Genomic DNA, 24812 nt, shown 5'->3' on the forward strand with positions numbered 1-24812 from the left:
ACCGTTCTAGCCGTCGATTCCGGATTCTGGCCGGTCACCGCTGCTTTGCGATTCTGCCTGACGGGCTCCGGGGAGCCGCCGGCCCATTGTTGACGGGCCGTCAGAACAGGAAGTAACGCTGCGCCATCGGCAGGATTGCCGCCGGTTGCGCTTCCACCTTCTCGCCGTCGATGCGGACCTCGAACGTGCCGGGGTCGACCTCGATGTGCGGCATGGCGTCGTTCAACGGCATCGCGGCCTTGCCGCGGCCGCGGACATCCGCGACCGGGACCAGGCGGCGCCGCACGTCGAGCCGGTCCGCGAGCCCCGCATCCAGCGCCGCCGGGGCCACGAAATGCACGCTGGTGGCCGCCGCAGTACGGGCTGCCGCGCCGAACATCGGGCGCGGCAGCACCGGTTGCGGCGTGGGGATGGACGCGTTGGCGTCGCCCATCGCCGCGTACGCGATCGCGCCGCCCTTGACCACGACGTGCGGCCGGACGCCGAAGAAGGCCGGGTCCCACAGCACGAGGTCGGCGAGCTTGCCGACCGCGACCGAGCCGATCTCGTCGTCGAGGCCGTGCGCGACGGCCGGGCAGATCGTGTACTTCGCGACGTACCGCCGGGCCCGCAGGTTGTCGGAGTGCCCGTCGCCGGGCAGTGCACCGCGCCGCACCTTGTTGACGTGCGCGGTCTGCCAGGTCCGCAGGACCGTCTCGCCGACCCGGCCCATGGCCTGGCTGTCCGAGCCGATCATCGAGATGGCACCGAGGTCGTGCAGGACGTCCTCGGCGGCGATGGTCGAGGGGCGGATCCGCGATTCGGCGAACGCGAGGTCCTCCGGGATCGACGGGTTGAGGTGGTGGCACACCATGAGCATGTCGAGGTGCTCCTCGACCGTGTTGACGGTGTGCGGCCGGGTCGGATTGGTGGACGACGGAAGGATGTTGGGCATCGAGGCGACGGTGATGATGTCGGGCGCGTGCCCGCCGCCGGCGCCTTCGGTGTGGTACGCGTGGATGGTCCGGTCGCCGATCGCGGCGAGGGTGCCCTCCACGAAGCCGGTCTCGTTGAGCGTGTCGCTGTGCAGGGCGACCTGCACGCCGGCTGCATCGGCGACGCGCAGTGCGGCGTCGATCGCGGCGGGCGTCGATCCCCAGTCCTCGTGCACCTTGAAACCGGCGGCCCCGGCCCGCAGTTGCTCCCACATCGCCTCGTCGGAGACGGTGTTGCCCTTGCCCAGGAGCACGAAGTTGATCGGGATCTCGTCGAGCGATTCGAGCATGCGGGCCAGGTGCCACGCACCGGGAGTGACGGTGGTGGCCTTGCTGCCCTCGGCCGGCCCGGTGCCGCCCGCGATCATGGTCGTGACGCCCGCGCCGAGGGCCTCGTCGAACTGCTGCGGGCAGATCAGGTGCACGTGGCAGTCGACCGCGCCGGCGGTGAGGATGCGGCCGTTGCCCGCGATGATCTCGGTGGACGGGCCGATCACCAGGTCCGGGTGCACGCCGTCCATGGTGTCCGGGTTGCCGGCCTTGCCGATGCCGCAGATGCGGCCGTCGCGGATGCCGATGTCGGCCTTCACCACGCCCCAGTGGTCCAGCACGACGGCGCCGGTGATGACGGTGTCAGGAGCGCCGTCGGCGCGGGTGGCGACCGACTGGCCCATGGACTCGCGGATCACCTTGCCGCCGCCGAAGATCACTTCGTCGCCGCCCGCGCCGTGCGGGCGGCACAGGTCCTCGGTGACCTCGACGACGAGGTCGGTGTCGGCGAGCCGGATGCGGTCGCCGGTGGTGGGGCCGTACAGCAGGGCGTAGCGGTGCCGGTCGAGGGAGCTCACGAGGACACCTCCGGTGCCGATGCCGCTGCCGGATCCCCTGCGGGCGCCGCGGTGTGCGGGCCGGCAAAGTCGTCGAGCGTGCCGCCGCGGCCCGCCTTCAGGCCGGGGACGACGCGCGCGCCGGCCAGCGGCACGAGCGCGACCTCGCGGGCCACGCCCGGTTCGAAGCGCACCGCGGTGCCGGCCGGGACGTCAAGCCGCTTGCCCCACGCCGCGGCGCGGTCGAAGTCGAGGGCGTCGTTGGCGGCCGGGAAGTGCAGGTGCGACCCGACCTGCACGGGCCGGTCGCCCGTGTTGAGGACGCGCAGCGTGGTGACCGGGCGGCCCGGGTTGAGCGGCACCGGCTCGGTGCCGAGGAGGACTTCGCCGGGGATGACCGGGCGACCCGCGCTCCGCGCCCGCGAACCGGGCGCGGAACCCCGGTTCTTCGCACCGTTCTTGGCGGCGGTCACGGGATCGGGTGATGGACCGTCACGAGCTTGGTCCCGTCCGGGAACGTGGCCTCCATCTGCACCTCCCCCAGCATCTCGGGGACGCCGTCCATGACGTCGTCCCGGCCGAGCACATGGCGTCCGGCTTCCTGGAGGTCCGCCACGCTGCGGCCGTCCCTGGCTCCTTCGAGCAGGAACGACGACAGGACGGCGACCGCCTCGGGATAGTTGAGTCTCAAGCCGCGGTCTCTGCGCCGTTGCGCGAGATCGGCGGCGTACGAGAGCATCAGGCGCTCTTGCTCGTGCGGGGTCAGCAGCACGCTCTTCTCCCCCGTTCCTGGTTCTGCCGGTGCCCTCCTGGCTGCCTCGAGAATTCACGGCTTCTGTTTCCCGCCGATGCGGTCATTGTTGCCGGGATGTATCCAAATTCTCACTGGCCGTCACCGGCCGGGCTGACCAGCAGTTTTCCGGTTGTGGAACGGACCACATCGCAGGCACGCCCGGCCGAACGGGTGAAGCACGGGCGTGCCTGCGCAGCGCGTACGGGTCAGAAGCCCTCGCCCGGCGGAGGCTCGATGGCGTCCGCCGGCTCGAAGCCGAACACCTTTCCGAAGAACCAGAGTTCGGCCTCGCGGCAGCGGATGATGTTCTCCGCCTTGCGGAAGCCGTGCTGCTCGCCCTCGAAGGTCAGGTAGACGTACGGCAGGCCCTTGGCGCGCACCGCGTCCACGATCATCTGGGACTGCGCGGGCGGCACGACCTCGTCCTCCAGCCCCTGGAACACCGCGAGCGGGCAGGACAGGTCGTCGGTGTGGTTGATCGGGGAGAGCTCCTTGTAGCGGTCGGCGGCCTCCGGGTACGGGCCGACCAGGCGGTCCAGGTAGCGCGATTCGAACTTGTGGGTGTCGCGGGCCAGCGCGGCCAGGTCCGCGACGCCGAAGTGGTTGGCGCCCGCCGCGAAGGTGTCGCCGGCGGCCAGCGCGGCGAGCGTGGTGAACCCGCCGGCCGAGCCGCCGCGGATGGCCAGCTTGCCGGGGTCGGCGACGCCGGTCCCGGCCAGGTGCCGGGCCGCCGCGATGCAGTCCTGGACGTCGACCACGCCCCAGGCGCCGTTGAGCAGTTCGCGGTACGGGCGGCCGTATCCGGTGCTGCCGCCGTAGTTGACGTCCACCACGGCGAAGCCGCGGGTGGTCCAGTACTGGATGTTGAGCGTGAGCATCGCGCGCGTCATCGCGGTCGGGCCGCCGTGGATGCTGACCAGCAGCGGCGGGAGCGTGCCCGCGGGGGCGGCGGCCTCCGGGTTGCGCGGCCGGTAGAGGATGCCGTACGCGACCCGGCCGTCCGCGGACGGGAACGAGATCGGCTCGGGGATGGAGAACCACTCGCGGCCCACCACCGACTCGCGGGCGGGGCGCAGGCGTTCCAGCAGCGCGTGGCCGACCTCGGGGGCCTCCGCGGTGCCCATGATGTCGAACTCGGTGTCGTCCGGGTCGCCTTCGTCGCCCGCGGCGACCACGTGCGCGTGCTGCAGCGAGACGCCCAGCGGCTCGGCCTCCTCGGCCGGCGCGGCCCCGACCAGCACGATGTCCGCACCGCCCGCCGGTCCGGCGGCGACCTGGTCCACCCAGGTCAGCCCGGTGACCACGGCCTGCGGCGGCTGCTCGGGGCGTACCGGGTCCGCGATCGCCAGGTCGTAGAGCCCGTCGCGCTCCAGCGCGCAGGCCACCCGGCCGTCCGCCAGGAACGCGAACCAGGACGCCCCGAAGCGCCATTGCGGGCCGCCGATCTCGGCGTCGACCGGGGCGACCACCTCGACCTGCCCGCCCGCGCCGACCCTGTGCAGGTTCCACCAGCCGTCGCGGCGGTCGGAAGCGAACCACAGCGAGTCGTCCGGGGCCCAGGTCGGCTGCACCACCGACTCGCCCGGACCGCCCGCGACCACCTCGGCACCGGTCAGCTCCGGGCCGTCCGCCCCGGCGTCCACGCGCGCGACGACCAACTCGGTGGCGTCCCACGGCATGTCCGGGTGGTTCCACTGCGTCCACGCCAGCGCCCCACCGCCGGGGGCCACGCGCGGCGAGGACACGAAGTCCGGCCCGGTCACCAGCACCCGGACCGCGCCGGGGGCGGCGACCGCGGAACCGTCCAGCGGGATCGCGACGATCTCGTTGACCGCCTCGCCGTGCGCCTCGACCGCGGTCGGCTCGTGGCTCTCCCGCACCGCGACCGCCCACGCGCCGGGGCCCCACACCCCGGCCGGCACGATCTCGGCGTCCGCGAACCGCCACCCATGAGGAACGGACGGCTCGGGCGTCACCGGCACCGGCTCCGCGCTCCCGGGGTCGAGCCGGTAGAGCCGCTGGTCGGCCCAGTTCGCATAGACGAGCACCCCGCCGCGCACCGCCCACGCGCCGCCGCCGTACTCGTGCACCCGGGTCCGCGCCGACACCCCCTCGGGGAGCACGTCGACCCGCTCCCCGCCGGCCGCACGGCGCACCAACTGCTCCCGGCCGCCCTCCGAGGGCCGGGACTCCGACCACCACACGTCGGCACCGTCGACCCGCACCTCCCCCGGCGACGCGGCGCCCGCCACCAGCGCCTCCGCAGTGATCGGAGACGGCCAGGACCCGTACGGAAGTTCCCTCTGAACTGTCATCCCCCGATTCTGCCCCGCAGAGCGGCACCCACGACGTCCGCACGGCACCCGGTGTCCGCCCTGCGCCCGGGGAATGCAGCACATGCCTTCCACGGCCGCCCCGCCCCTGCCCGGACAGCGGCCCCGCACCGCCCTCCGCAGGCGCGCACCTCCCTTGGGCCGCCCAACTACCCACTGCCTCAAGGGATATGGCCCTCCGCCCGTCGGGCTCGCATACTGGCCTCCTGCGCCACAGGGGAGGCTCGATGGAGACGGCAGCCGGACCTGAAGCGACGCAGCCTGCGCTCGCCACGCCCGCCACACGCGAAGCGTTCCGCGAGTATGTGCGCATCAGGGAGTTCCTTATGACGCGGGGCCTGGCGGTGTTCGCCGTCGCGGCGACGGGTCTGTGGCTGCTGGGCGAAGCGGGCCCGGACCTGCCGGCGCACCAGCGGAACCAGATGCTGGCCGTCTCCGCGACGCCGTTCCTGATCGCCCTGGGCGCCCGCGTCAACAGCGTCCGCATCCGGCGGACCCTGTCCCGGCATCCCTGGCGCCCTCTCGTCGGCCGTTTCGAGTCCGGCGGCTCTTGGCGCCATGCCGGGGTGACGATCACCGACCCGGTCACCGGCGCGACATACCGGCTGAACGTGCTCGGCATGGGGCCCCGCCACGAAGAACTGCTCGGCGCCAAGCTCTGGTACGCCGGAGACCCCCGCCGCCACGTCCTCCTGTCCCGGCCCGGCGGCCGCGAGATCTTCTGGGTGCGCAACCCGCGTATCTTCCGCCGCCGACGACCCCGCTGACCGCACGCCGCGGAAACCCCCTCGCCCGCGGCACCCTGCAGCGTCGACAATGGGGGCATGCCGACAGATCTGGATATCCGCGGCTCGGTGGTGCCCGCGGCCGAGCTGTCGTGGCGTTTTTCGCGGTCCTCCGGGCCCGGCGGGCAGTCCGTCAACACCACCGACAGCCGTGCCGAGGTGTCTTTCGACCTGGCCGGGACCAACGCCCTGCCCGAGCCGCTCAAGATGCGTGCGCTGGCCAATCTCGCCGACCGGCTGGTCGACGGGGTGATCACCGTTGCCGCTTCGGAGCAGCGCTCTCAGCTGATGAACCGGCAGGCCGCCCAGCGCCGCCTGGCCGAGCTTCTGGTGGCGGCCACCGCACCGCCGCCGCCCCCGCGGCGCCCCACCCGGCCGAGCCGCGGGTCCAAGGAGCGGCGGCTGGCCGCCAAGACCCGCCGCGGCGAGCTGAAGCGCCTGCGCCGCGCCCCCGGCGAGTAGCCGCCGCCCACCCAGCCGGGTGTTAAATGTCGCATTTGTCCGATTGTCTGGCCAAAATCAAGTATGGCCAGCACCTCAGGATCCGCCGCAGCGCCCACGCCCCCTGAGCCGTCGTCAGGCGACCATCCCCTCGACGACGGGGAGCGCGCCGAGCTCGCGCGCCTGCGCAAGCGCACCTCGGGGCGCGGCAAACGCCGGCTGCGTACCGTCGGCGCGATCCTGGCCATCACGCTGGCTTCCATTTTGGCCCTGGTGTCGGTGGTCGCGGTGTGGGCGAGCGACCAGATCGAGGACACCGACCGCTACGTCGCCACGGTCGCACCGCTCGCCGAAGACCCGGCGGTGCAGAACGCCGTCGCGAACCGCATCACCAACGCCATCACCAGCCGCATCGACATGGACCAGGTCACCGATGCGCTGGCCGACACGCTCGCCGAGAACGGCCTCCCGGCCAACGCCGCGGACACCCTGCGGCGGCTGTCCGGCCCGCTGGAGAGCGGCGTGCAGAGCTTCGTGCACACCCAGGCGGAGAACGTCGTGCAGAGCGACGTGTTCGCCGACCTGTGGACCACCGTCAACCGCGATGCGCACGCGGCCGTCGTCAAGGCCCTGACCGGGCAGGGCGACGGCGCCCTGGACGTCGACGGCGGCACCGTCACCCTGCAGCTCGGGCCGATCATCGCGCAGGTCGAGCAGCGCCTCGTGGACCGCGGCTTCTCGCTTGCCGGTTCGATCCCCGAGGTCGACCGGTCCATCGTGCTCGTGCAGTCCGACCAGCTGGAGAAGGTCCGCGACGGGGTCGAGCTGCTGCACGCGGTCGGCTGGTGGCTGCCGATCATCACCCTGGCGCTGGCCGCGCTCGGCGTGTGGATCGCACCCAACCGGCGGCGGGGCATCATGGGCTTCGGCATCGGCCTGCTGGTCTCGATGCTCGTCCTCGGCCTCGCCCTGGTGATCGGACGCCGCATCTACCTCGACAAGCTGCCCGCGACCGTCGAGAAGGACGCCGCCGCGGCGATCTTCGACGCGCTCGTGCGCTTCATCCGCGAGTCGGCCCGCACGCTCGGCCTGATCGGCGTACTGGCAGCGCTGGCCGCGTTCCTGTACGGCCCGGCCAAGCTCGCCGTGATGGCCCGGGGCGGCGCCACGAAGGGCCTCGGCTTCGCAGGGCGCGCGGCGTCCGATGCGGGCGTACGCACCGGCAAGGCGGGGGCGTGGATCGCCTCGCACCGCGCGCCCCTCTACGCAGGCGTGATCGGCCTCGGCGGCCTGTGGCTGTTCCTGTGGAACCACCCCACGCCCGCCTCGGTGTTCCTGGTCGCGGTGCTCGTGCTGCTGGTCCTGGCGCTCCTGGAGACCGCCGCCGCGGCCGCCGAGGACCACGCCGACCGGCTCGCCCCCGCGGCCGCGGTCCCCGCGACGCCGGCGGCCCCCGCGGGCCAGGCTCCGGCGGCCGGCCGGAAGACCGCGACCTGGGAGGCCGACGAGCCCAAGTCCCGCGCGGAGAGCGGCCGTCCTTCGGACGATCGGAAGTCGGAGGAGTAGCGCGGGGTGGCGAACGGGAGTAAGGCGGGCATTCTTGCGGTACGCCTTATTCGTCACGTTGAGTCCGCACCTGGACACCGCGCGGCGTCGACCATCAGTATGCAGATACGGGCAAACCTGACCGGCAAAGCATCACGACCGATGTCATTCCGGATCACAGGCGGAAAACCATGGATGCTTCACCACGGGGCGCTCCACACTGGCCATCCAAGCCGTTCCGCACATTTGAGGATTCAGGGATGCACCATCCCTTCGCGGTCGCATGCCGCCCCTCGGCCCCGACACGAAGTCCGGCCGACACAGTCCCGCTGTTTTCCCCCGCTTTCCCCCTTACGGGCAGCCCATGACCGTGCCCGGCCGCCCCGGTTCGCGCCGGGCCGCACACCGAGAAAGCGCCGATGCGCGCGTCCGGCGGGTCGGCGAGAGCTGTCCGAACCCGCGCTCCGAATCGGCCCCGGGGGCGCCCGGCCCGCCCCCGGGGCCGGTCCTGGTCCGCTGGACGCTGCCGCCGGTGGTCGCCGCGGTTCCCGAAGTCCGGCACCGCCTGCGCGATGTCTTGCGGGGTTGGCGTATTCACGCCGATCTCGAAGACACCCTCTTACTCGTGGCGACCGAACTCGTGTCCAATTCCGTCCGGCACGCTGCGGTTCTGACCGAGCGGGTCCGCGTGACACTCGCTCTCACCCAGGGCCGCATCCGGCTCGACGTCACCGACGACCACCCGTTCCGGCCGCGGGCGCTCATGGACACCGACGAGGACTCGGAGGACGGCCGCGGACTGCTGATCGTCAAACTCACGGTCGCCGAGGCGCACGGCGTCATCGACGTCCTGCCCTCGCAGACCGGCAAGACCATCCGTGTGCGGGTGCCCGCGTTCCAGCCGTCCTGAACCCGCGACCGGGTCAGGCCGGCACCACCCGGACCGGGACGCTCTCCAGCGCCCGGGACACGTGCCCGAGCCGCCGCCGCGGCTCCCCCGCCGGCTCGATCCGGGCGACCTTGCCCACCAGCGCCACGAGCAGCGCCTTCGCCTCCAGCCGGGCCAGCGCCTGGCCCGCGCAGCTGTGCGCACCCGAGCCGAACGCCAGGTGGTCCACCGGGTTGCGGCCCACGTCGAAGCGGTCCGGGTCGGCCCACTTGCGCCCGTCCCGGTTCGCCGCGCCGAACAGCAGCATCGCCCGCGCCCCGGCCGGGACCTTCACCCCGTCGACCTCGGTGTCGCACGTGACATGCCGGAAGAACGCCTGGACGGGGGCGTCGTAGCGCAGCACTTCCTCGAACGCGCCGGGGATCAGCGCGGGGTTGGCGCGCAGCGCCGCCCACTGGTCGGGGTGCTCGGCGAGCAGCAGGAGCAGCTGCGCCAGCGCATCGGACGTCGTGCCCATGCCGGACACCAGGAACGTCATGATGACCGACATCGCCTCGACTTCGTTGACCTCGCCGCGGTCGGCCGCCTCGAACACCTTGGCGCCCATGCCGTCCGGGTCGAGGTTCTCGCGGGTCACCACCTCGCCGATGTACCGGATGAGGTCGTCGAGGAGCGGCTGCGCGGCCGTCGAACGCTCGTTCTCCGGTCCGAAGTTGTCGAACACCGCGGCAGCCCACTGCGGCAGCCGCTCGCGGCCCTGCACCGGCAGGCCCACCAGGTCGCCGAGGATCTCCACCGGGAACGTGCGCCCCCAGTCCTGCACCGCATCGAACGTGCCGCGCGCCAGCAGGTCGGCGACCAGGTCCTCGGCCCGGATCCGGATCATGTCGCCCAGCTTCGGCAGGTGCCGCGGCCCCAACTGGGCGCCCATCAGGCGCCGGTAGCGGTCCAGCTCGGGCGGGTCGACGCCGCTGGGCAGCCCGGCCTCGACCGGGTCGGCGAGCCGGCGCAGCCCGACGCCGCCCGCCGAGGAGAACGTCTCCGCATCGCGCAGCGCCTCGCGCACGTCGGCGTACCGGCCGATGGCCCAGACGTCGTGCAGCGGGATGTGGACCGCCGCGCCGGCCTCGCGCACCCGCGCCCAGGCCGGGTAGGGGTCGGCCAGCACCGCGTCGGCGAAGGGGTCGAAGCCCGGGTCGAGAGCCTGGCTCGTGCTCGCCGGGCCGGACTGCGCACTCACGCGTACCTTCTTCCTCGGCCCTGCACCGGCCGTAGAACGCACCGGTGACCGTGGGACGACGGGCCGGAAAACGCTGGGGAGCAAGGTAGTGCCAATCGGCGGCCGCCAGAAGACCCGGATCCCGGCGAATCGGCGCCCCGCGCGCGCGAATCCGCCCGCGGACCGGGTATCCGGCTACCCGCGCGCCGGAGCCGCGCACTCCGGTATGGGCCCGACCAGCACACCTGTGCGAGCCACCACCGGGCTCGGGTTCCCGCGGTCGAACTTGCGGACCACGACATGTTTCTGCTGCGGATCGCCGACGGTGTCGAACGAGATCACCCCGGTCGCACCGCGCACGGCCGCGGCACCGCAGGTCCCGTCCAGCCCGGCCCGGACCGCCTCGCGCAGCGCGTCGCCGGACTTCGCCCCCGCGTCCTTCGGGGCCGCCGCGGCCATCACCATCAGGCCGTCGTACGCCGCCATCGACGAGCTCGACGGAAGCACGCCCGGGTTGGCCGCGGCGAACTGCGCGAAGAAGGCGTGCGCCCGGACGTCGGGCGCGTCCGGCCAGAGCTCTTTGGTGGTCGGCGCGTAGTCGACGAAGTAGAGCGGGCGGTCGTCGGAGAACGACAGCGCCGCGGCGGCGCCCGGGCGCTGCATCGTCTTCGCCGACTCCAGCACGGCCAGGTCGTCGCCCGCCACGATCGGCAGGGCCTTGCAGCCGCGTTCGTCCATCGCCGCGGAAAGGCTGCGCAGGTCGTCGGCCCGCCCGGTGAACACCACCGCGTCGTAGCCGCGCCCGGCGGCCGCCTCGGCGCAGGCCGGCTCGACCGCCTTGGCCATCTCGGCCTGCAGGGCGAGGCGGTCCTGGCCCTGGTACGCCCGGGCATGCGGCCAGGTGCCGGGCGGGCTCGCGTAGTACGCCGACTGGACGTCGCCCGCCAGGTTGGTGCTGTAGGCGTCCTTGTCGCGGAACACGATGAACGGCCGCTTCGCCCGCGGCGCCTTGGTGGCCGGATCCACCTCGCGCAGGAACTTCACGATCAGCTCGGCCTCGGCGCTGTTCTTCGCGGCGATCCGCCAGTACCACGCGAACATGCGACGCCCGGCCTGCGGCGCGGTCAGGTCGTCCGAGGTCGCCGTCGTGGCCAGCATCGGGATCTTGGCTTCGTCGAACAGCGATATGGCGGACGACGTGGTCCCGCGGCCTTGGTTGAGCCCGACCACCCCGGCGAACGACGGGTCGAGCCGACCGGACTCGATCACCTTGGCGGCCACCGCCTCGGCATGCGAGAAACCCGCTCCGACGTCCGCGACCACCAGCCTGACCAGCGGCAGGGTGCCCGGGTGGGCGTCCGATCCGTCGCCGTTGTGCTCGCGCAATGCGGTGTGGATACCGCGCAGTTGGTAGACCCCGCCGAGTACGTCGATGGGCCGGTTCTGGGCGTCGCCGGTCAGCGGCAGCATCGCCACCACCGTGACGGTCGGCTTGCCGCGCTGCTCGACGCTGCGGTTGTCCTGCCCGACCAGGTCGAGGATCGCGGCGATGTCCGGATCGCCGTGCGCCAGCACCGCGGACGGGCCGGTGGCGAACCCCACGCAGCGCGGGTCGGCGGCGCCGCCCGGCGTGCCCAGCCAGGTCCACGGCTGCACCGGGCCGGCCGGCGGCGCACAGGTGTCGCCGACCGGCGCGATCGGGGCCGGCGGCGCGGCGGTCGGGGACTGCGTAGGCGGCACCTTCTTCTTCCCGTCCCCGCCGGTCAGCAGCGCGGGCACGATGGCCGCCGCGGCCACCGCCAGGCACACCCCGGCGGCCAGCAGCACCGTTCCCTTGCGGGTGGCCGGGCGGTGCAGCTGAAACCAGTCGACGATCGCGCGGAACATCTTGGCAAGGCCCATCAAGCGCCTCCGCCGAAACCGCTCCCGGGCCCGGCGCCCGGTTCGGCGTCCGGGTCCTCGGGGCTCACCACCACCAGCTCGGAACGCTGCCCGGCGACCCGGGTGTTGCTCCGCACCTGGGCGTCCACCTGCGGCAGCACCGTCCGGAACAGCGCCGCGTACACCTCGGGGCCGACGCCCGCACCGCTGCGCACGGTGTCGATGAACGCCCGGGTGAACTCCGACGGCTTCCACCCGCCGCCCGCCGCGGCGCGCTCGGTGGCCCGGCAGGACGCCAGGATCACCACGGTCGGCACCAGCCCGACGTGGTGCAGCCCCGCCCCCGGGACGTGGTCCTGGGCGCGCAGCAGGATGCTCGACCGCGGGTCCTGCCGCTTGCGGCGCTCCTCGACGGACGGCCCGCGCAGCTCCTCGGTGAGATTGCGCTTGAACGCCAACTCCTCGGCGATCGCGCCCGCGTAGCAGGTGTCGACCACCACGATGACGGTCGATGCCTGGCAGGCCGCGATGGCGTCCGCGACCCACCCCGCGGCCAGCCCCGACTTCGCCAGCCGGGCGCGCGTGGTGTCCTCCGCGACGAAGTAGACCTTGGGCGGGCCCTTGTCGCCGCGCTCCGGCTCGGCCCGGTCGGCGTGCGTGGACAGGTAGAGGAAGCGGGTGTCGCCCGGCTCGGCGTCCTCCAGGTGCGCCTCGATGCGCTCCTCGATGCTCGCCGCCTTGGCGTTGTGCAGCCGCTCGACCTCGAACCCGCCCAGGATGTGCGACGCGTCGCGGCGCAGCAGCGCCTCCAGGTGCCGGCCGTCCTCGACCGCGGAGGTCAGCCGCGGATAGCGGTCCTCGTCGCGGAAGCGCGACCCGGTCACCAGCAGGGCCCGGCGGGCGGCCTGCGGCCGGGCGCCGCGCGCGCCGCGGCGGCCGTCACCGATCACGCGGCGCCGTCCGGACGGCCGCCGGTCCCGCGCTCGCCGTCGTCGTCGCCGGGGTCCGCGTCCTCGGCGCCGTCCTCGCCCGCGCCGGCGGCGCCCGGCTCCGTTGCCGGTTCGGCTTCCGGCCGTGCTTCCGGCAGCGGCGGATCCACACCGCCGATCTCGCTTGTCCCGTCCGGGCGTTGCTCGCGCACGCGGCGGAACCGCGAGCCGCGCAGCCAGCGCACCAGGATGTCGCCGATCACGTTCACCGCGAGCGCCTGGCCCATGCCGATGGCGATGGTCAGCAGCGCCTGCGGCTCGACACCGCGGAACCCCTCCGGGGCCTCCTCGGGCCGCCGGACCTCGGCGTTCACTCCCGCACCGCGGAGTTCGGCGTACAGCTGGTCCATCTCGCGGGCCTGGTCGACGAGTTCGTCGTCGGGTACGTCGTCCGCGAGGTACGCGGTGAACACCAGGACGCCCGTCTGCCCGTCGCTCCGACCCGTCATCGCGGCTCCCCCAGTCGGCCAACGATCATCTCGGGGTCATTGTTGCGCAAACCCCGGGGCCCGCGCGGTGTCCTCGTCGACACCGCGCGGGATAGCGGGAGTTCCCTCGGCCGCGCAGCCGGCTGCGCACTCGGCTGCGCGCCGGGCAGCGCGCCCGGTCGGGCCGCGGGTCAGCGGAAGGCCTCCAGGCCGGTCAGCGCCTTGCCGATCACCAACGTGTGCATCTCCGAGGTGCCTTCGTACGTCAGTACGGACTCCAGGTTGGTGACGTGCCGCATGACCGGATACTCCAGCGAGATGCCGTTGGCGCCCAGGATGGTGCGCGAGGTGCGGCAGATCTCGATGGCCTCGCGGACGTTGTTGAGCTTGCCGAAGCTGACCTGGTCCGGGTGCAGCTTGCCGGCGTCCTTGCGGCGGCCGAGGTGCAGCGCGAGCAGCAGGCCCTTGTGGAGTTCGACCGCCATGTCCGCGAACTTGGCCTGGGTGAGCTGGAATCCGGCGATCGGCTTGCCGAACTGCTCGCGCGTCGCCGCGTAGTCGAGTGCCGTCTCCAGGCACGTGCGCGCGGCCCCGAGCGAGCCCCAGACGATCCCGTACCGCGCCTCGCCCAAGCAGGTCAGCGGCCCGCGCATGCCGACGACACCGGGCAGCACCGCCTCGGCCGGCAACCGCACCTGGTCGAGCACCAGTTCGCTGGTCACCGACGCGCGCAGCGACATCTTGTGGTGGATGTCGGGCGTCGAGAGCCCCGGCGTGTCGGTCGGCACCACGAACCCGCGTACGCCCTCATCGGTACGCGCCCACACGACCGCCACCGAGGCCACCGAGCCGTTGGTGATCCACATCTTGCGGCCGTCGAGGATCCAGTCGGTGCCGTCCCGCTTGGCATGCGTCCGCATGGAGGCGGGGTCGGAGCCGTGGTCCGGCTCGGTCAGCCCGAAGCAGCCGATGGCCTCCCCCGCGGCCATCCGCGGCAGCCACTCCTGCTTCTGCTCCTCCGAGCCGAACCGGTGGATCGCGAACATCGCCAGCGAGCCCTGCACCGACACCAGCGACCGCAGCCCCGAGTCGCACGCCTCGAACTCCAGGCAGGCAAGGCCGTACTGCACCGCGCTCGCACCCGCGCACCCGTAGCCCTCCAGGTGCATCCCGAAGGCCCCGATCCGTCCCAGCTCGAGCGCCAACTCGCGCACGGTGGGCATCTCCCCGCGCTCGAACCAGTCGGCGACATAGGGCGCCACCCGCTCCGCACAGAACCTGCGCACGGTGTCGCGGACGGCCAGCTCCTCGGCATCGAACAAGTCGTCGATGCCCAGGGGGTCCCGCGGATCGATCGGCGCGAGCGCCATGTCAGCCTCCCGGTCGTCGGCCGGCTGCTCCGCCGCCCGTTCCGCCCACTTTGCTACCACTCGGTAGACGGTGATGTCTCCCCCGCCACGAAGATCGAGTGACGGTACACACCCCGCCGACGCCGCACCGCGACGACCTGAAGGACCACCGGCAGCACGGCGCAAGGGCAGCCGACGCGAAGTCGCCCCGGCCGATCAACCCCGCCAAGCACACTCGCCGCCCGCGCGCCCCGCAGTCGCCTCTTGGGCGGCGCCCGAACGAGGCGCCACACGCCGACGAGACAAGGAGGGAAGACAAGGGCGCGGGGGACGCCGGACACGAGTCGGGGCTCGGGAGGGACACCGACGCAGGCCGCCCGTCACATGGGCGGGGAGCGAGCGGGGACGAAGCCGCGGGGCGACGCCCACGCGGCGGCACAGGTCGAGTGGAGGGCATCACGAGGCACCGCCGCGCCTCGACGCAACGGGGACGCGAGCGACACGGCCGAACCTGCCGACCGGCCACCGCAGCGCAGCCCTGGCATGGCGGACGCGCACGTCGAACTTGCCGACCGCGCACAGCCACCAGCCCCGCCCGCGCGGGCGGGGCCATGCAACGGCGCAGTGCGGGCGGGGTCGCGGGTAGCGGGTGCCGCGCATCGGTCGGCCGGACGGACCCGCAGGACCGCGGGTGGCGGGTGGCGGGTGCCGCGCGTCGGTCGGCGGGGCGAACTCGCAGGGCCGACCGCAGGCCTCGCACGCGCGGGACGCCATGCAGCGGCGCAGCGCGCGCGGAGGCCGACGCGAGACGAAACTACGAGGGCAGCGCGCGCGGTCGCGGGTGGCGGGTGCCGCCCGTCGGTCGGCCGGGCGGACCCGCAGGACCGACCGCAGGCCTCGCACGCGGGGGACACCATGCAGCGGCGCAGCGCGCGCGGGGTCGCGGGTGCCGCGCGTCGGTCGGCCGGGCGGACTCGCAGGGCCGACGGCAGTCCGCGCACGCGGGGGACGCCATGCAGCGGCGCGGGCGACGGGCGCTCGTGTGGTGGTCGGCGCTCGTCGGCAGGTCGAGGCGGGCTCGCAGCCCGGGATCGTCGGTGGGTCCTGCGGCGGCCCTCGTACTGCCTCGTCTCGCGACTGCGTGGCGTGGCGTATGGGTACGCGGGCAGGGCGGGTTCCGAGGTCGGGGTCCGCCCTGCCTTGGTGCGTTGCCCTCCCTACTTCGGGACGGGGTCGTGGCCGCCGGGGTGGCTCCGGTTGCAGCGGGAAAGGCGGTGCATGGTCAGGCGGGCGCCCTTCCAGGCGCCGTGGCGCTGGAGCGAGGTCGCGGCGTAGGTGGAGCAGCTGGGGGTGTACCGGCAGACCGGTTCCGTGCGCGGGCTCACCGACAGGCGGTACCAGCGCACGGCACGGAACATGGTGCGTGCGGTGCGGCCGTGGGGCTCGGTGCGGTCGGTGTGCGAGAGCGGCTTGCGGTGGGCCTCGGTGCGGACCGGGCGTCCGACCAGCGCGCGGAGCACGGACCACAGCACGATGAACGGCATGATCAGGACGATGCGGAGCAGGCAGATGTCGCAACCGCCGCCGCCGCCTCCACCGCCGCCACCTCCGCCGCAGCCGCCACCACCTCCGCCACCACCGCTGCCGCTGCCGCTGCCGCTGCCACCGGAGTTGCCTCCCCCGCCGCCGCAGCCGCAGCCGTCCTTGCCGCCTCCGCCGCCGCCCCCGCCGCCGGACGGCGTGCCGTCCGAGCTGCCGGAGCTGCCCGGGCCGCTGGTGCCGCCCGAGTTACCGCCGGAGCCCCCGGAACCGCCCGAGCCGCCCGAGCCGCCGCTCGAACCGTCGCCGCGGCCGAAGAAGCCCTCGCGGTCGCGGCCACCACGACCACCACCGCCGCCCCCGCCGCCGAAGTCGAAGGACCCGTCGCCGCCGCCGGACTCCTCGCCGCCCTCGAACTCGGGCTCGTCGTCATCGTCGTCGCCGCAGGGCCGCGCACAGGGGTTCTGGTACGGCGACTGGCAGTTCCGCTGATGCCCGCAGGGCTGCTGGCACGGATAGGGGTCGCTGAACGGGGCGATGCACTCGCGCATGTGCGGTACCGGAGCCTGGCCGCCGCCGGAGCCGTACGGATTGCCGCCGTACGGGCCGCCGCCCCCCATCGCACCTCCCGAGGCAAACGGGTTCCCGTTGTTCGGATAGTGCGCCATGCCGAGTCCTCCCCATTCCCATACGCCGGGTGCCAAGAAGGTTCCATCCAACCCGGTACCCGACAAGAGGGCGCGACCGCCCCGCCCGGTTCCCGGGCGGGGCGGTCGCGGTGCCGCTACTTATTCGGCGACGCATTGTGCCGCTTCTCCTTGTGGATGGGCTTCCACAGGAGGGCACCATTACCCCGCCCGTTGCCGAGCGAAGTGATCGTGGCGGCCGGTGTACCCACTACTTCTTCGGGGACGGGTTGCGGCGCATTTCCTTGTGGATGACCTTCCACTCCCGCGCCCGCTCCGCCCGCAGGCGGTAGTCGGTGCGGGACGCGATCCAGTCGGCTTCGCGGCGCAGCTTGCGGTAGCTCTCCAGTCGGCGCAGCGGCAGCTGCCCCAGCTCGACCGCGGTCAGGACCGCGCAGCCGGGCTCGGCCACGTGGCCGCAGTCCGCGAAGCGGCAGTCCTCGGCGAACGCCTCGACGTCCGAGAACGCCAGGTCGATGCCGTCGTTGACGTCGTACAGCCCGATGCCGCGCAACCCCGGGGTGTCGACCAGCACGCCACCGCCGGGCAGCGGGACGAGCTCGCGCCACGTGGTGGTGTGCCGGCCCTTGCCGTCCTGGCGCACCTCGCCGGTGACCAGGCCGGCGCCGGTGAGCGCGTTGGCGAGGGTGGACTTGCCGGCCCCCGAGGTGCCGATGAGCGCGACGGTCCGGCCGGCCGTGAGGGCGCCGAGCACGTCGAGGCCCTCGCCGGTGACCGAGCTGACCACGACGACATCGGCGCCGGGCGCGGCGCCGACGACCTCTTCGCACACCTGGTCGGCGTCGTCGACGGTGTCCGCCTTGGTGAGCACGACGACCGGCTGGGCGCCGGAGTCCCAGGCCACGGTGAGCAGGCGCTCGACGCGGCCGAGGTCGGGGGTCACGTCCAGCGGGACGACGAGCAGCACGGCGTCCACGTTGACCGCGAGCACCTGCCCCTCGGAGCGCCCGGAGGCCACCGCGCGGGTGAGCGCGCTGCGCCGCGGCAGCAGCGCCTGCACGACGGGTTCGTCGTGCGTGGGGTCGTCGAGGACCGCGGCCCAGTCGCCGGTGCACGGCATCGGACCGCTGCCGTGCGCGGCGCGCAGCATGGTGCCTTCGCCGGTGACGACGTCGCAGGTGCCGCGGTCGACGCGCGAGACGCGCCCCGCGGTCAGGCCGAGCTCCGCGTACGGCGCGAACTCGGCCTCCCGGTCGGCGTCCCAGCCGAGGAAGGACAGAGAAGTGGAACGGGAAGAACCGAAAGAAGATTCGGTACGCAACTGAGTGAAGACCCTTCGGTACGGGTCCCGTGAAGCGTGTGACGCTGCCGCAGCGGCCGAAGTGGCGGCTGGACGGTGGCTAGACGGTGGGGACCCGGAGGTATGAGACGGATGCAGAAGCGGGGCCGCCGACAACGACAGCCGCCATCCAGGTGACATGTGCCATCACGGTCTCCACCTCCTCCGCTCGTCTCGTCCTCGACAGGTCGGGCGCGTACGCCGCCGACCAGCATACGGCATCGGGCCGGTCGCGCGCCGGGCCGAAAGGCCTTCTCAGCGCGGGTCGTGCCGGGTGCGCTCGTCCGGCGGCCCGCCGCCCGGCCGTACCGGCGGCCAGAGTTGCTCGTCGAGGGAGAGCCCCGGCGGGGCCTGCCCGGCGGGCAGCTGCACCGGCGGGGAGCCCGCGTCCAGCCGGTGGGCGCCGTTCCGCCCCTCCGGGCGGTTGCCGCGCGGCGGCTGGTAGTTGGCCCAGCGCTCCGGGAACTCGGCGGGCGGCTCGTCGCCGTCGGAGCCCTCGTCGGGGGCGATCAGGTCGACGGTGTCGTCGCCGGCCTCCGGGTCCCAGTCCTCGGGTAGGCCGCGGTGCTTGCCGGCCCGGCGGACCGCGGCCATCGCGGTGGCGATCTCGGCGGCGGCGCGCTCCTTCTCCGCCTCGGCACGCGCCTGCGCGGTCTCCTGGCTGGGCCAGACCTGGTCGATCGCGGCGTTCATGGCGGCCCCGATGAGGATCGCCATCGCCGCGAAGTACATCCACACCAGCACCGCGACGGGTGCCGCGAGCGAGCCGTAGACGCTCGGCCCGTCGACCGTGGTGGCCAGGTAGACGCGCAGCAGGAAGCTGCCCAGGATGCACAGCAGCAGCGCGACCAGCGCGCCCGGGATGTCCTCGCGCCACGGCGTCCGGACCGGTACGGACACGTGGTACAGGGTGGTCAGGAAGCACACCGACATGACCACGAGGACCGGCCAGTACAGGATGTGCACGGTCCCCTCGAAGTGCGGGAACGTCTTGACCACCAGCTCGGGGCCGGCCAGCAGCAGCGGGATCAGGAACATGCCGAGCACCAGGCCGACCACATACAGCCCGAAGGACAGCAGGCGCGTCTTCACGATGCCGCGCTTGCCGTCCAGGCCGTACATGATCGTGATGGTGTCGACGTAGACGTTGAGCGCGCGCGAGCCGGACCACAGGGCGATCACGAAGCCGACCGAGATGATGTCCGCGCGGCCCGACGCGAAGACGTCGTTGACCAGCGGCACGACGACTTGGTCGACGCTCTTCTGGGACAGGACGTTGCCGCTCCCGTCGATGATGTCCTGCTTGAGCCCGTCGATGGTGTCCTGGCCGATGGCCCCCTGCAGGTAGCCGATGGTGCCGGCCAGGCCGAGCAGCAGCGGCGGCAGCGACAGCAGCATGAAGAACCCGGCCTCGGCGGCCAGGCCGGTGACGCGGTTGTGGTAGCACGCCATGAACGTCTCGCGGACTATCCGCCACAATGCGCTCCGCAACCGGATGCGGCCGGGACCGCGGACCGGCGTACGTACTTTCTTGTCCGCTGCCACGCTTCTAAAGTATCGGGAATGGGCCGTCCTACCCACGTGGTCGCCAACCAGCCGCCCCCGCTGACCGGTCATGACGTCTTCGGCGCGGACCAAGTACTCGTCGACGCGGTCCGCAGACACGCGCCCGACGCCGACATCGAGCGCCTGCACGACCTCGGGAAGCTGGCCGGCTCCCCGGACGTCCAGGAGCTGGGCCGCCTGGCCAATGTGCACGAGCCCGAGCTGCGCACCCACGACCGGTACGGCAACCGCATCGACGAGGTCGAGTTCCATCCGGCCTGGCACGAACTGATGCGCACCGCGGTCGGGTACGGCCTGGCCGGCACCCCGTGGGCGGTCGACAAGCCCGAGGCGCACGTGTGGCGCGCGGCCGCGTTCATGACCTGGAGCCAGGCCGAGGGCGGCCACGGCTGCCCGGTCTCGATGACGTACGCCGCGGTCCCCGCGCTGCGCACCGACCCCGTGCTGGCCGCCGAATGGGAGCCGCGGCTGACCGCGGCGGAGTACGGCGGGCAGCTCCTGGTGCCGCCCGGCACCAAGCCCGGCTGCCTGGCCGGCATGGGCATGACCGAGAAGCAGGGCGGCACCGACGTGCGCGCCAACACCACCGAGGCCGTGCCGCTGGCCGCCGACGGCGAGTATCTGCTGACCGGGCACAAGTGGTTCTGCTCGGCGCCGATGTGCGATGTGTTCCTGGTGCTCGCGCAGGCGCCGGGCGGGCTGACCTGTTTCGTGGTGCCGCGGGTGCTGCCGGACGGCAGCCGCAACGTGTTCATGCTGCAGCGCCTCAAGGACAAGCTGGGCAACCGGTCGAACGCCTCCTCCGAGGTGGAGTTCGACGGGACCTGGGCGCGGCGGCTCGGTGAGGAGGGCCGCGGGGTCCGGACCATCATCGGCATGGTCGCGGCCACCCGGCTGGACTGCACGATCGGGTCGGCGGCGCTGATGCGCCGGGCCGTCTCGGAGGCCGCGCACCATGCGGCGTACCGCAGTGTCGGCGGGCGGCTGCTGATCGACCAGCCCCTGATGTCCAACGTGCTGGCCGACATGGCGGTCGAGTCGGAGGCCACCACGCTCCTCGCGCTGCGGCTGGCCGCCGCGTACCGCTCGGAGGACCCCGTCGAGCAGTCGCTGTTCCGCATTGCGGTCGCGGTGTCCAAGTACTGGACGACCAAGCGCGGCATCGCGGTGGCCGCCGAGGCGATGGAGTGCCTGGGCGGCAACGGCTACGTCGAGGACAGCGGTATGCCGCGCATATATAGGGAAGCGCCGGTCAATGCGATCTGGGAGGGCTCCGGCAACGTCCAGGCCCTGGACGTGCTGCGCGCGCTGCGCCGCGACCCGGCCTGCCTGGACGCGTTCCTGCGCGAGCTGGGCCTGGCCCGCGGCGCCGACCACCGCTTCGATGCGGCGGTGAAGGACTTCCTGGTCGAGCTGTCCGACCTGGACGGCGTCGAGATGCGCGCCCGGCGGCTGATCGAGCGGATGGCGCTGCTGCTGTCCGGCTCGCTGGTGCTGCGCTGGTCGCCGCCCGGCGTCGCGGACGCGTTCTGCGCGGGGCGCCTCGGCGGCGAGGGCGGCCTGATGTTCGGGACGCTGCCGCGCGGCATCGACACCGCCGCCATCGTGGACCGGGCCCGCCCGCTGCTGCCCGGCGCCTGAGACGGACGGGCCGCGGAGGTTCAGCGTGCCGGCACGATCACGCCGGTCAGCCGGCTGATGACCCGGGCCGCGGTGCGCAGGTCGTCGGCCGGCAGGTCGGCCAGGGCCGCTTCCCAGTGCTTGCGGAAGACGGTGTCGAGCTCGTCGAGGGCGCGCAGTCCGGACGGGGTGAGCCGGATGACCGTGCCGCCCCGCCCGCGGCCCGCGCGCACCGCCTCCACCAGGCCTTCCCGGCCGAGCACCTCGAGCAGGGCGCTCATGTGCGCGAGCGGCAGGCCGACCACGCCGGCCAGCGTGGCGGTGTCCAGGTCGAGCTCGTCGGCGAGGGTGACCAGCACGCGGTGCCGCTGCACCTGCGGCGAGTCGGAGCCCGCGCTGCGCGCGGCCCGGTCGGCGCGGACCGCGGCGAGGAACCCGTTGAAGGCGTAGCGCAGCGTCTCGACCGACGCCTCGCGGTGCTCGTCGCCCGCCCGGCACTCCGGGCGGTCGAGTACGTCTCCGGACACGACGATCAGCTCCTTACCGGTCCCGCTCCCACGGCCGCCCCACGCGCGGCCGCGCTGGTCCCCCGGGGCCCGGCGCACCCTCTCGGGAACGTGTTCGGGCCTCCCGTACCGTAACCAAACGCACCACATCCGCAACTCGGGGCGTCCGTGATGCGCACGCTATCTCACTTGTTGAGATTGCGTGTCCACATATTAAGATTTGCGTTCGTATGGCGGACGAAGATGGACGACGTGCCGCCGCCATGCCAACCTTTCCGCATGTCTCGCGCCGGAATCGCCCTCGTTGGTCGACTGCATGTCGACCTCGGACGCATGTCCAGCGCCTTCTGTATGCCGGTATGAGACCCCCGCCCGCAACCATTCGCTGCCGGGCGCGCGGTCGTGCCGGCAGCCTGCGTCCAGTCGCCTGAATAGGCGCGGAGCGGGACCGCCGTGTGCGGCGCGCGTCCAGACACACCGTCAAAGGACGCCCCATGGCCACCTCCTCCTCGGCCGCCGGACCCCGCAAGACCGCTCGCCATCGCGGCGAGGGGCAGTGGGCGCTCGGCCACCGCGAGCCGCTCAATGCCAATGAGCAGTTCAAGAAGGACGACGACGGCCTCAACGTCCGTGCGCGCATCGAGAACGTCTACGCGCACCGGGGCTTCGACTCCATCGACGGCAGCGACCTGCGCGGCCGGATGCGCTGGTGGGGCCTCTACACCCAGCGCAAGCCCGGGATCGACGGCGGCAAGACCGGTGTCCTGGAGCCGCACGAGCTCGACGACGAGTACTTCATGCTCCGCGTCCGCATCGACGGCGGCCGGCTGAACCTGGCCCAGCTGCGCGCGGTCGCCGAGGTCTCCGAGCGGTACGCCCGCGGCACCGCGGACGTCACCGACCGGCAGAACGTGCAGTACCACTGGATCCGCATCGAGGACGTCCCGGCGATCTGGCGCATCCTCGAAGGCGTCGGCCTGTCCACCACCGAGGCCTGCGGCGACACCCCGCGCATCGTGCTCGGCTCGCCGACCGCCGGCATCGCCGAGGACGAGATCATCGACGGCACCTGGGCCATCGACGAGATCAACAAGCGCTACATCGGCAAGCCCGAGTACTCCAACCTGCCGCGCAAGTTCAAGTCGGCGATCTCCGGTTCGCCGCTGCTGGACGTGGCGCACGAGATCAACGACATCTCGTTCGTCGGCGTGAACCACCCCGAGCACGGCCCCGGCTTCGACGTGTGGGTCGGCGGCGGGCTCTCCACCAACCCCAAGCTCGCGGTCCGCCTCGGCACCTGGGTGCCGCTGGAGGAGGTGCCGGACGTCTGGGAAGGCGTCATCAGCATCTTCCGCGACTACGGCTACCGCCGGCTGCGCAACCGCGCCCGCCTGAAGTTCCTGGTCGCCGACTGGGGACCCGAGAAGTTCCGCCAGGTCCTGGAGGACGAGTACCTCCAGCGCAAGCTGATCGACGGCCCCGCGCCCGAGCAGCCCAGCGGCGTGTGGCGCGACCACGTCGGCGTGCACCGCCAGAAGGACGGCAAGTTCTACGTCGGCTTCGCGCCGCGCGTGGGCCGCGTCGACGGCGCCACGCTCGGCAAGATCGCCGACCTCGCCGAGGCGCACGGCTCGGACCGGGTGCGCACCACCGTCGAGCAGAAGATGCTCATCCTCGACATCGAGGAAGACAAGGTCGCCTCGCTGACCGAGGGCCTGGAGGCGCTCGGCCTGCGGGTCACCCCGAGCCCGTTCCGGCGCGGCACGATGGCCTGCACCGGCATCGAGTTCTGCAAGCTGGCCATCGTCGAGACGAAGGGCCGCGGCCAGCGCCTGATCGAGGAAATGGAGCAGCGCCTCCCGGACTTCGACCAGCCGCTCACCATCAACATCAACGGCTGCCCGAACGCCTGCGCCCGCATCCAGGTCGCCGACATCGGCCTCAAGGGCCAGCTGGTCCTGGACGACGAGGGCAATCAGGTCGAGGGCTACCAGGTGCACCTGGGCGGCAGCCTCGGCTTCGACCCCGGCTTCGGCCGCAAGGTCCGCGGCCTGAAGGTCACCGCCGACGGCCTGCCCGACTACGTCGAGCGCGTGGTCCGCAACTTCGAGGCGCAGCGCACCGAGGGCGAGCGGTTCGCCCAGTGGGCGGCGCGCGCCACGGAGGCGGACCTGTCATGAGCGAGCGAGCGGCGCCCTTTTACTGCCCGTACTGCGGGGACGAGGACCTGCGCCCCCACGAAGAGGGGCACGGGGCCTGGCTCTGCGGAGCGTGCCGCCGCGCGTTCACGCTGAAGTACCTGGGCCTGGTGTTCAACGCGAACACCACGCCCGAACCGGCAAGTTCCGCATCGACATCCGAGAAGGAGGGGCAGTGACCACGACCTTCACCGACGAGGCGCTGGAGCAGCTCGCCCTCACCGCCGGACGCGAGCTGGAGGACGCCACCGCCGAGGAGATCCTCGGCTGGGCGTCCGCGACCTTCGGCACCCGCTGGGCGGTGACGTCCTCGATGGAGGACGCCGTCGTCGCCCACCTGGCGTCGCGCGTCCAGCCCGGCATCGACGTGATCTTCCTCGACACCGGCTACCACTTCGTGGAGACCATCGGCACCCGCGATGCGGTCGCCGCGGTCTACCCGGTCAACGTCATCACGCTGACCCCGCGCCAGACGGTCGCCGAGCAGGACGCCGAGTACGGCCCCAAGCTGCACGACCGGGACCCCGACCTGTGCTGCGCACTGCGCAAGGTCGCCCCGCTGCAGACCAGCCTGGACGGCTACGACGCGTGGGCCACCGGCCTGCGCCGCGACGACTCCCCGGAGCGCGCGGACACCCCCGTGGTCGGCTGGGACGCCAAGAAGCGCCGCGTGAAGATCTCCCCGATCGCGCGCTGGGACCAGGACCAGGTGGACGCCTACATCCTGGAGCACGGCGTACTGACCAACCCGCTCCTCATGGACGGGTACGCCTCGATCGGCTGCGAGCCCTGCACCCGCCGCGTGGCCCCCGGCGAGGACGCCCGGGCCGGCCGCTGGGCGGGCCGGGCCAAGACCGAGTGCGGGATCCACTGACATGGCCCCGCACATAGCGCAGCCGCGCAAGCACCACTCGCAGCACCCGACCACCGCCCCGACCTCCTGG

22 protein-coding genes are annotated in these 24812 nt (G+C 72.8%); 9 read left to right on the forward strand and 13 right to left on the reverse strand.

Annotation, left to right across the window (positions count from 1 at the left end; genetic code table 11):
- Positions 1–100 precede the first annotated feature (100 nt).
- The 4 genes from LZ495_RS03075 to LZ495_RS03090 form a co-directional block, all read right to left on the reverse strand.
- A complete protein-coding gene (locus LZ495_RS03075; protein ID WP_235050256.1) occupies positions 101–1822 on the reverse strand; it encodes an urease subunit alpha in 1722 nt (573 codons plus the stop codon).
- The gene (locus LZ495_RS03080; RefSeq protein WP_235050477.1) at positions 1819–2196 is read right to left on the reverse strand and encodes an urease subunit beta; all 378 of its coding nucleotides are present in this window, start codon (positions 2194–2196) and stop codon (positions 1819–1821) included. Before LZ495_RS03080 ends, LZ495_RS03075 begins: the two co-directional genes overlap by 4 nt.
- Positions 2197–2270: 74 nt before the next feature.
- Positions 2271–2573: an urease subunit gamma gene (locus LZ495_RS03085; protein WP_235050257.1), complete on the reverse strand. Its 303-nt coding sequence runs from the start codon at positions 2571–2573 to the stop codon at positions 2271–2273.
- Between the two features lie 227 nt (positions 2574–2800).
- Complete coding sequence (locus LZ495_RS03090; RefSeq protein WP_235050258.1) at positions 2801–4909, reverse strand: S9 family peptidase; 2109 nt, start codon at positions 4907–4909, stop codon at positions 2801–2803.
- Positions 4910–5253: 344 nt separating this feature from the next.
- Here LZ495_RS03090 and LZ495_RS03095 point away from each other — a divergent pair, with 344 nt between their 5' ends.
- The 4 genes from LZ495_RS03095 (at position 5254) to LZ495_RS03110 (ending at position 8608) form a co-directional block, all read left to right on the forward strand.
- Positions 5254–5694, forward strand: a complete 441-nt coding sequence (locus LZ495_RS03095; RefSeq protein WP_235050259.1) for a hypothetical protein — start codon at positions 5254–5256, stop codon at positions 5692–5694.
- 57 nt (positions 5695–5751) lie between these two features.
- A complete protein-coding gene (gene arfB, locus LZ495_RS03100; RefSeq protein WP_235050260.1) occupies positions 5752–6174 on the forward strand; it encodes an alternative ribosome rescue aminoacyl-tRNA hydrolase ArfB in 423 nt (140 codons plus the stop codon).
- Positions 6175–6237: 63 nt separating this feature from the next.
- Entirely contained in the window at positions 6238–7719 is a 1482-nt protein-coding gene (locus tag LZ495_RS03105) for a hypothetical protein (protein ID WP_235050261.1), read from the forward strand.
- Positions 7720–8062: 343 nt separating this feature from the next.
- Positions 8063–8608, forward strand: a complete 546-nt coding sequence (locus LZ495_RS03110) for an ATP-binding protein (protein WP_235050262.1) — start codon at positions 8063–8065, stop codon at positions 8606–8608.
- 13 nt (positions 8609–8621) lie between these two features.
- On the opposite strand, the gene LZ495_RS44630 is transcribed toward LZ495_RS03110, so the two are convergent.
- The 8 genes from LZ495_RS44630 to LZ495_RS03150 form a co-directional block, all read right to left on the reverse strand.
- Positions 8622–9827 (reverse strand): cytochrome P450, encoded by a 1206-nt coding sequence (locus LZ495_RS44630; protein ID WP_235050263.1) that lies wholly within the window; start codon positions 9825–9827, stop codon positions 8622–8624.
- A 174-nt stretch (positions 9828–10001) separates the two neighbouring features.
- Positions 10002–11708, reverse strand: a complete 1707-nt coding sequence (locus tag LZ495_RS03120; protein ID WP_235050264.1) for a type 1 periplasmic-binding domain-containing protein — start codon at positions 11706–11708, stop codon at positions 10002–10004.
- Positions 11708–12637, reverse strand: coding sequence for a caspase family protein (locus LZ495_RS03125; RefSeq protein WP_235050265.1), 930 nt, complete (start codon positions 12635–12637; stop codon positions 11708–11710). The genes LZ495_RS03120 and LZ495_RS03125 overlap by 1 nt, the downstream gene beginning before the upstream one ends.
- Positions 12634–13125 carry a hypothetical protein gene (locus LZ495_RS03130; RefSeq protein WP_235050266.1) on the reverse strand — a complete coding sequence of 164 codons (492 nt, stop codon included), beginning with the start codon at positions 13123–13125 and terminating at the stop codon, positions 12634–12636. The genes LZ495_RS03125 and LZ495_RS03130 overlap by 4 nt, the downstream gene beginning before the upstream one ends.
- Positions 13126–13295: 170 nt before the next feature.
- Positions 13296–14474 (reverse strand): acyl-CoA dehydrogenase family protein, encoded by a 1179-nt coding sequence (locus LZ495_RS03135; RefSeq protein WP_235050267.1) that lies wholly within the window; start codon positions 14472–14474, stop codon positions 13296–13298.
- A gap of 1196 nt (positions 14475–15670) precedes the next feature.
- Entirely contained in the window at positions 15671–16660 is a 990-nt protein-coding gene (gene yidD / locus LZ495_RS43750) for a membrane protein insertion efficiency factor YidD (protein ID WP_268822191.1), read from the reverse strand.
- A gap of 229 nt (positions 16661–16889) precedes the next feature.
- Entirely contained in the window at positions 16890–17960 is a 1071-nt protein-coding gene (gene rsgA, locus LZ495_RS03145; RefSeq protein WP_235050268.1) for a ribosome small subunit-dependent GTPase A, read from the reverse strand.
- A gap of 273 nt (positions 17961–18233) precedes the next feature.
- Positions 18234–19523 carry a YihY/virulence factor BrkB family protein gene (locus LZ495_RS03150; protein ID WP_235050269.1) on the reverse strand — a complete coding sequence of 430 codons (1290 nt, stop codon included), beginning with the start codon at positions 19521–19523 and terminating at the stop codon, positions 18234–18236.
- 18 nt (positions 19524–19541) lie between these two features.
- Between LZ495_RS03150 and LZ495_RS03155 the strand changes: the two genes are divergently transcribed.
- Positions 19542–21185: an acyl-CoA dehydrogenase family protein gene (locus tag LZ495_RS03155; protein WP_235050270.1), complete on the forward strand. Its 1644-nt coding sequence runs from the start codon at positions 19542–19544 to the stop codon at positions 21183–21185.
- 20 nt (positions 21186–21205) lie between these two features.
- On the opposite strand, the gene LZ495_RS03160 is transcribed toward LZ495_RS03155, so the two are convergent.
- Positions 21206–21691, reverse strand: a complete 486-nt coding sequence (locus LZ495_RS03160; RefSeq protein WP_235050271.1) for a MarR family winged helix-turn-helix transcriptional regulator — start codon at positions 21689–21691, stop codon at positions 21206–21208.
- A 258-nt stretch (positions 21692–21949) separates the two neighbouring features.
- On the opposite strand from LZ495_RS03160, the gene LZ495_RS45205 reads away from it, so the two are divergent.
- The 4 genes from LZ495_RS45205 (at position 21950) to LZ495_RS03175 (ending at position 24742) form a co-directional block, all read left to right on the forward strand.
- On the forward strand, positions 21950–22033 hold the full coding sequence (locus tag LZ495_RS45205) for a putative leader peptide (RefSeq protein ID WP_358358745.1): 84 nt from the start codon (positions 21950–21952) through the stop codon (positions 22031–22033).
- A 131-nt stretch (positions 22034–22164) separates the two neighbouring features.
- Complete coding sequence (locus tag LZ495_RS03165) at positions 22165–23850, forward strand: nitrite/sulfite reductase (RefSeq protein WP_235050272.1); 1686 nt, start codon at positions 22165–22167, stop codon at positions 23848–23850.
- Positions 23847–24047: a hypothetical protein gene (locus LZ495_RS44635; RefSeq protein WP_235050273.1), complete on the forward strand. Its 201-nt coding sequence runs from the start codon at positions 23847–23849 to the stop codon at positions 24045–24047. The genes LZ495_RS03165 and LZ495_RS44635 overlap by 4 nt, the downstream gene beginning before the upstream one ends.
- Positions 24044–24742, forward strand: coding sequence for a phosphoadenylyl-sulfate reductase (locus tag LZ495_RS03175; RefSeq protein ID WP_235050274.1), 699 nt, complete (start codon positions 24044–24046; stop codon positions 24740–24742). Before LZ495_RS44635 ends, LZ495_RS03175 begins: the two co-directional genes overlap by 4 nt.
- The last annotated feature ends 70 nt before the right edge of the window (positions 24743–24812 follow it).

It is taken from the genome of Yinghuangia soli (assembly GCF_021502675.1).
Lineage (GTDB): Bacteria > Actinomycetota > Actinomycetes > Streptomycetales > Streptomycetaceae > Yinghuangia > Yinghuangia soli.

Bases quoted from the DNA above. Each gene is read 5' to 3' on its own strand.
- LZ495_RS03090 (WP_235050258.1), bottom strand. From the start codon at position 4,909: ATGACAGTTCAGAGGGAACTTCCGTACGGGTCCTGGCCGTCTCCGATC.
- LZ495_RS03095 (WP_235050259.1), top strand. From the start codon at position 5,254: ATGACGCGGGGCCTGGCGGTGTTCGCCGTCGCGGCGACGGGTCTGTGG.
- arfB (WP_235050260.1), top strand. From the start codon at position 5,752: ATGCCGACAGATCTGGATATCCGCGGCTCGGTGGTGCCCGCGGCCGAG.
- LZ495_RS03105 (WP_235050261.1), top strand. From the start codon at position 6,238: ATGGCCAGCACCTCAGGATCCGCCGCAGCGCCCACGCCCCCTGAGCCG.
- LZ495_RS03110 (WP_235050262.1), top strand. From the start codon at position 8,063: ATGACCGTGCCCGGCCGCCCCGGTTCGCGCCGGGCCGCACACCGAGAA.
- LZ495_RS03120 (WP_235050264.1), bottom strand. From the start codon at position 11,708: ATGGGCCTTGCCAAGATGTTCCGCGCGATCGTCGACTGGTTTCAGCTG.
- LZ495_RS03130 (WP_235050266.1), bottom strand. From the start codon at position 13,125: ATGACGGGTCGGAGCGACGGGCAGACGGGCGTCCTGGTGTTCACCGCG.
- LZ495_RS03135 (WP_235050267.1), bottom strand. From the start codon at position 14,474: ATGGCGCTCGCGCCGATCGATCCGCGGGACCCCCTGGGCATCGACGAC.
- yidD (WP_268822191.1), bottom strand. From the start codon at position 16,660: ATGGCGCACTATCCGAACAACGGGAACCCGTTTGCCTCGGGAGGTGCG.
- LZ495_RS03155 (WP_235050270.1), top strand. From the start codon at position 19,542: ATGGGCCGTCCTACCCACGTGGTCGCCAACCAGCCGCCCCCGCTGACC.
- LZ495_RS45205 (WP_358358745.1), top strand. From the start codon at position 21,950: ATGTCTCGCGCCGGAATCGCCCTCGTTGGTCGACTGCATGTCGACCTC.
- LZ495_RS03165 (WP_235050272.1), top strand. From the start codon at position 22,165: ATGGCCACCTCCTCCTCGGCCGCCGGACCCCGCAAGACCGCTCGCCAT.
- LZ495_RS44635 (WP_235050273.1), top strand. From the start codon at position 23,847: ATGAGCGAGCGAGCGGCGCCCTTTTACTGCCCGTACTGCGGGGACGAG.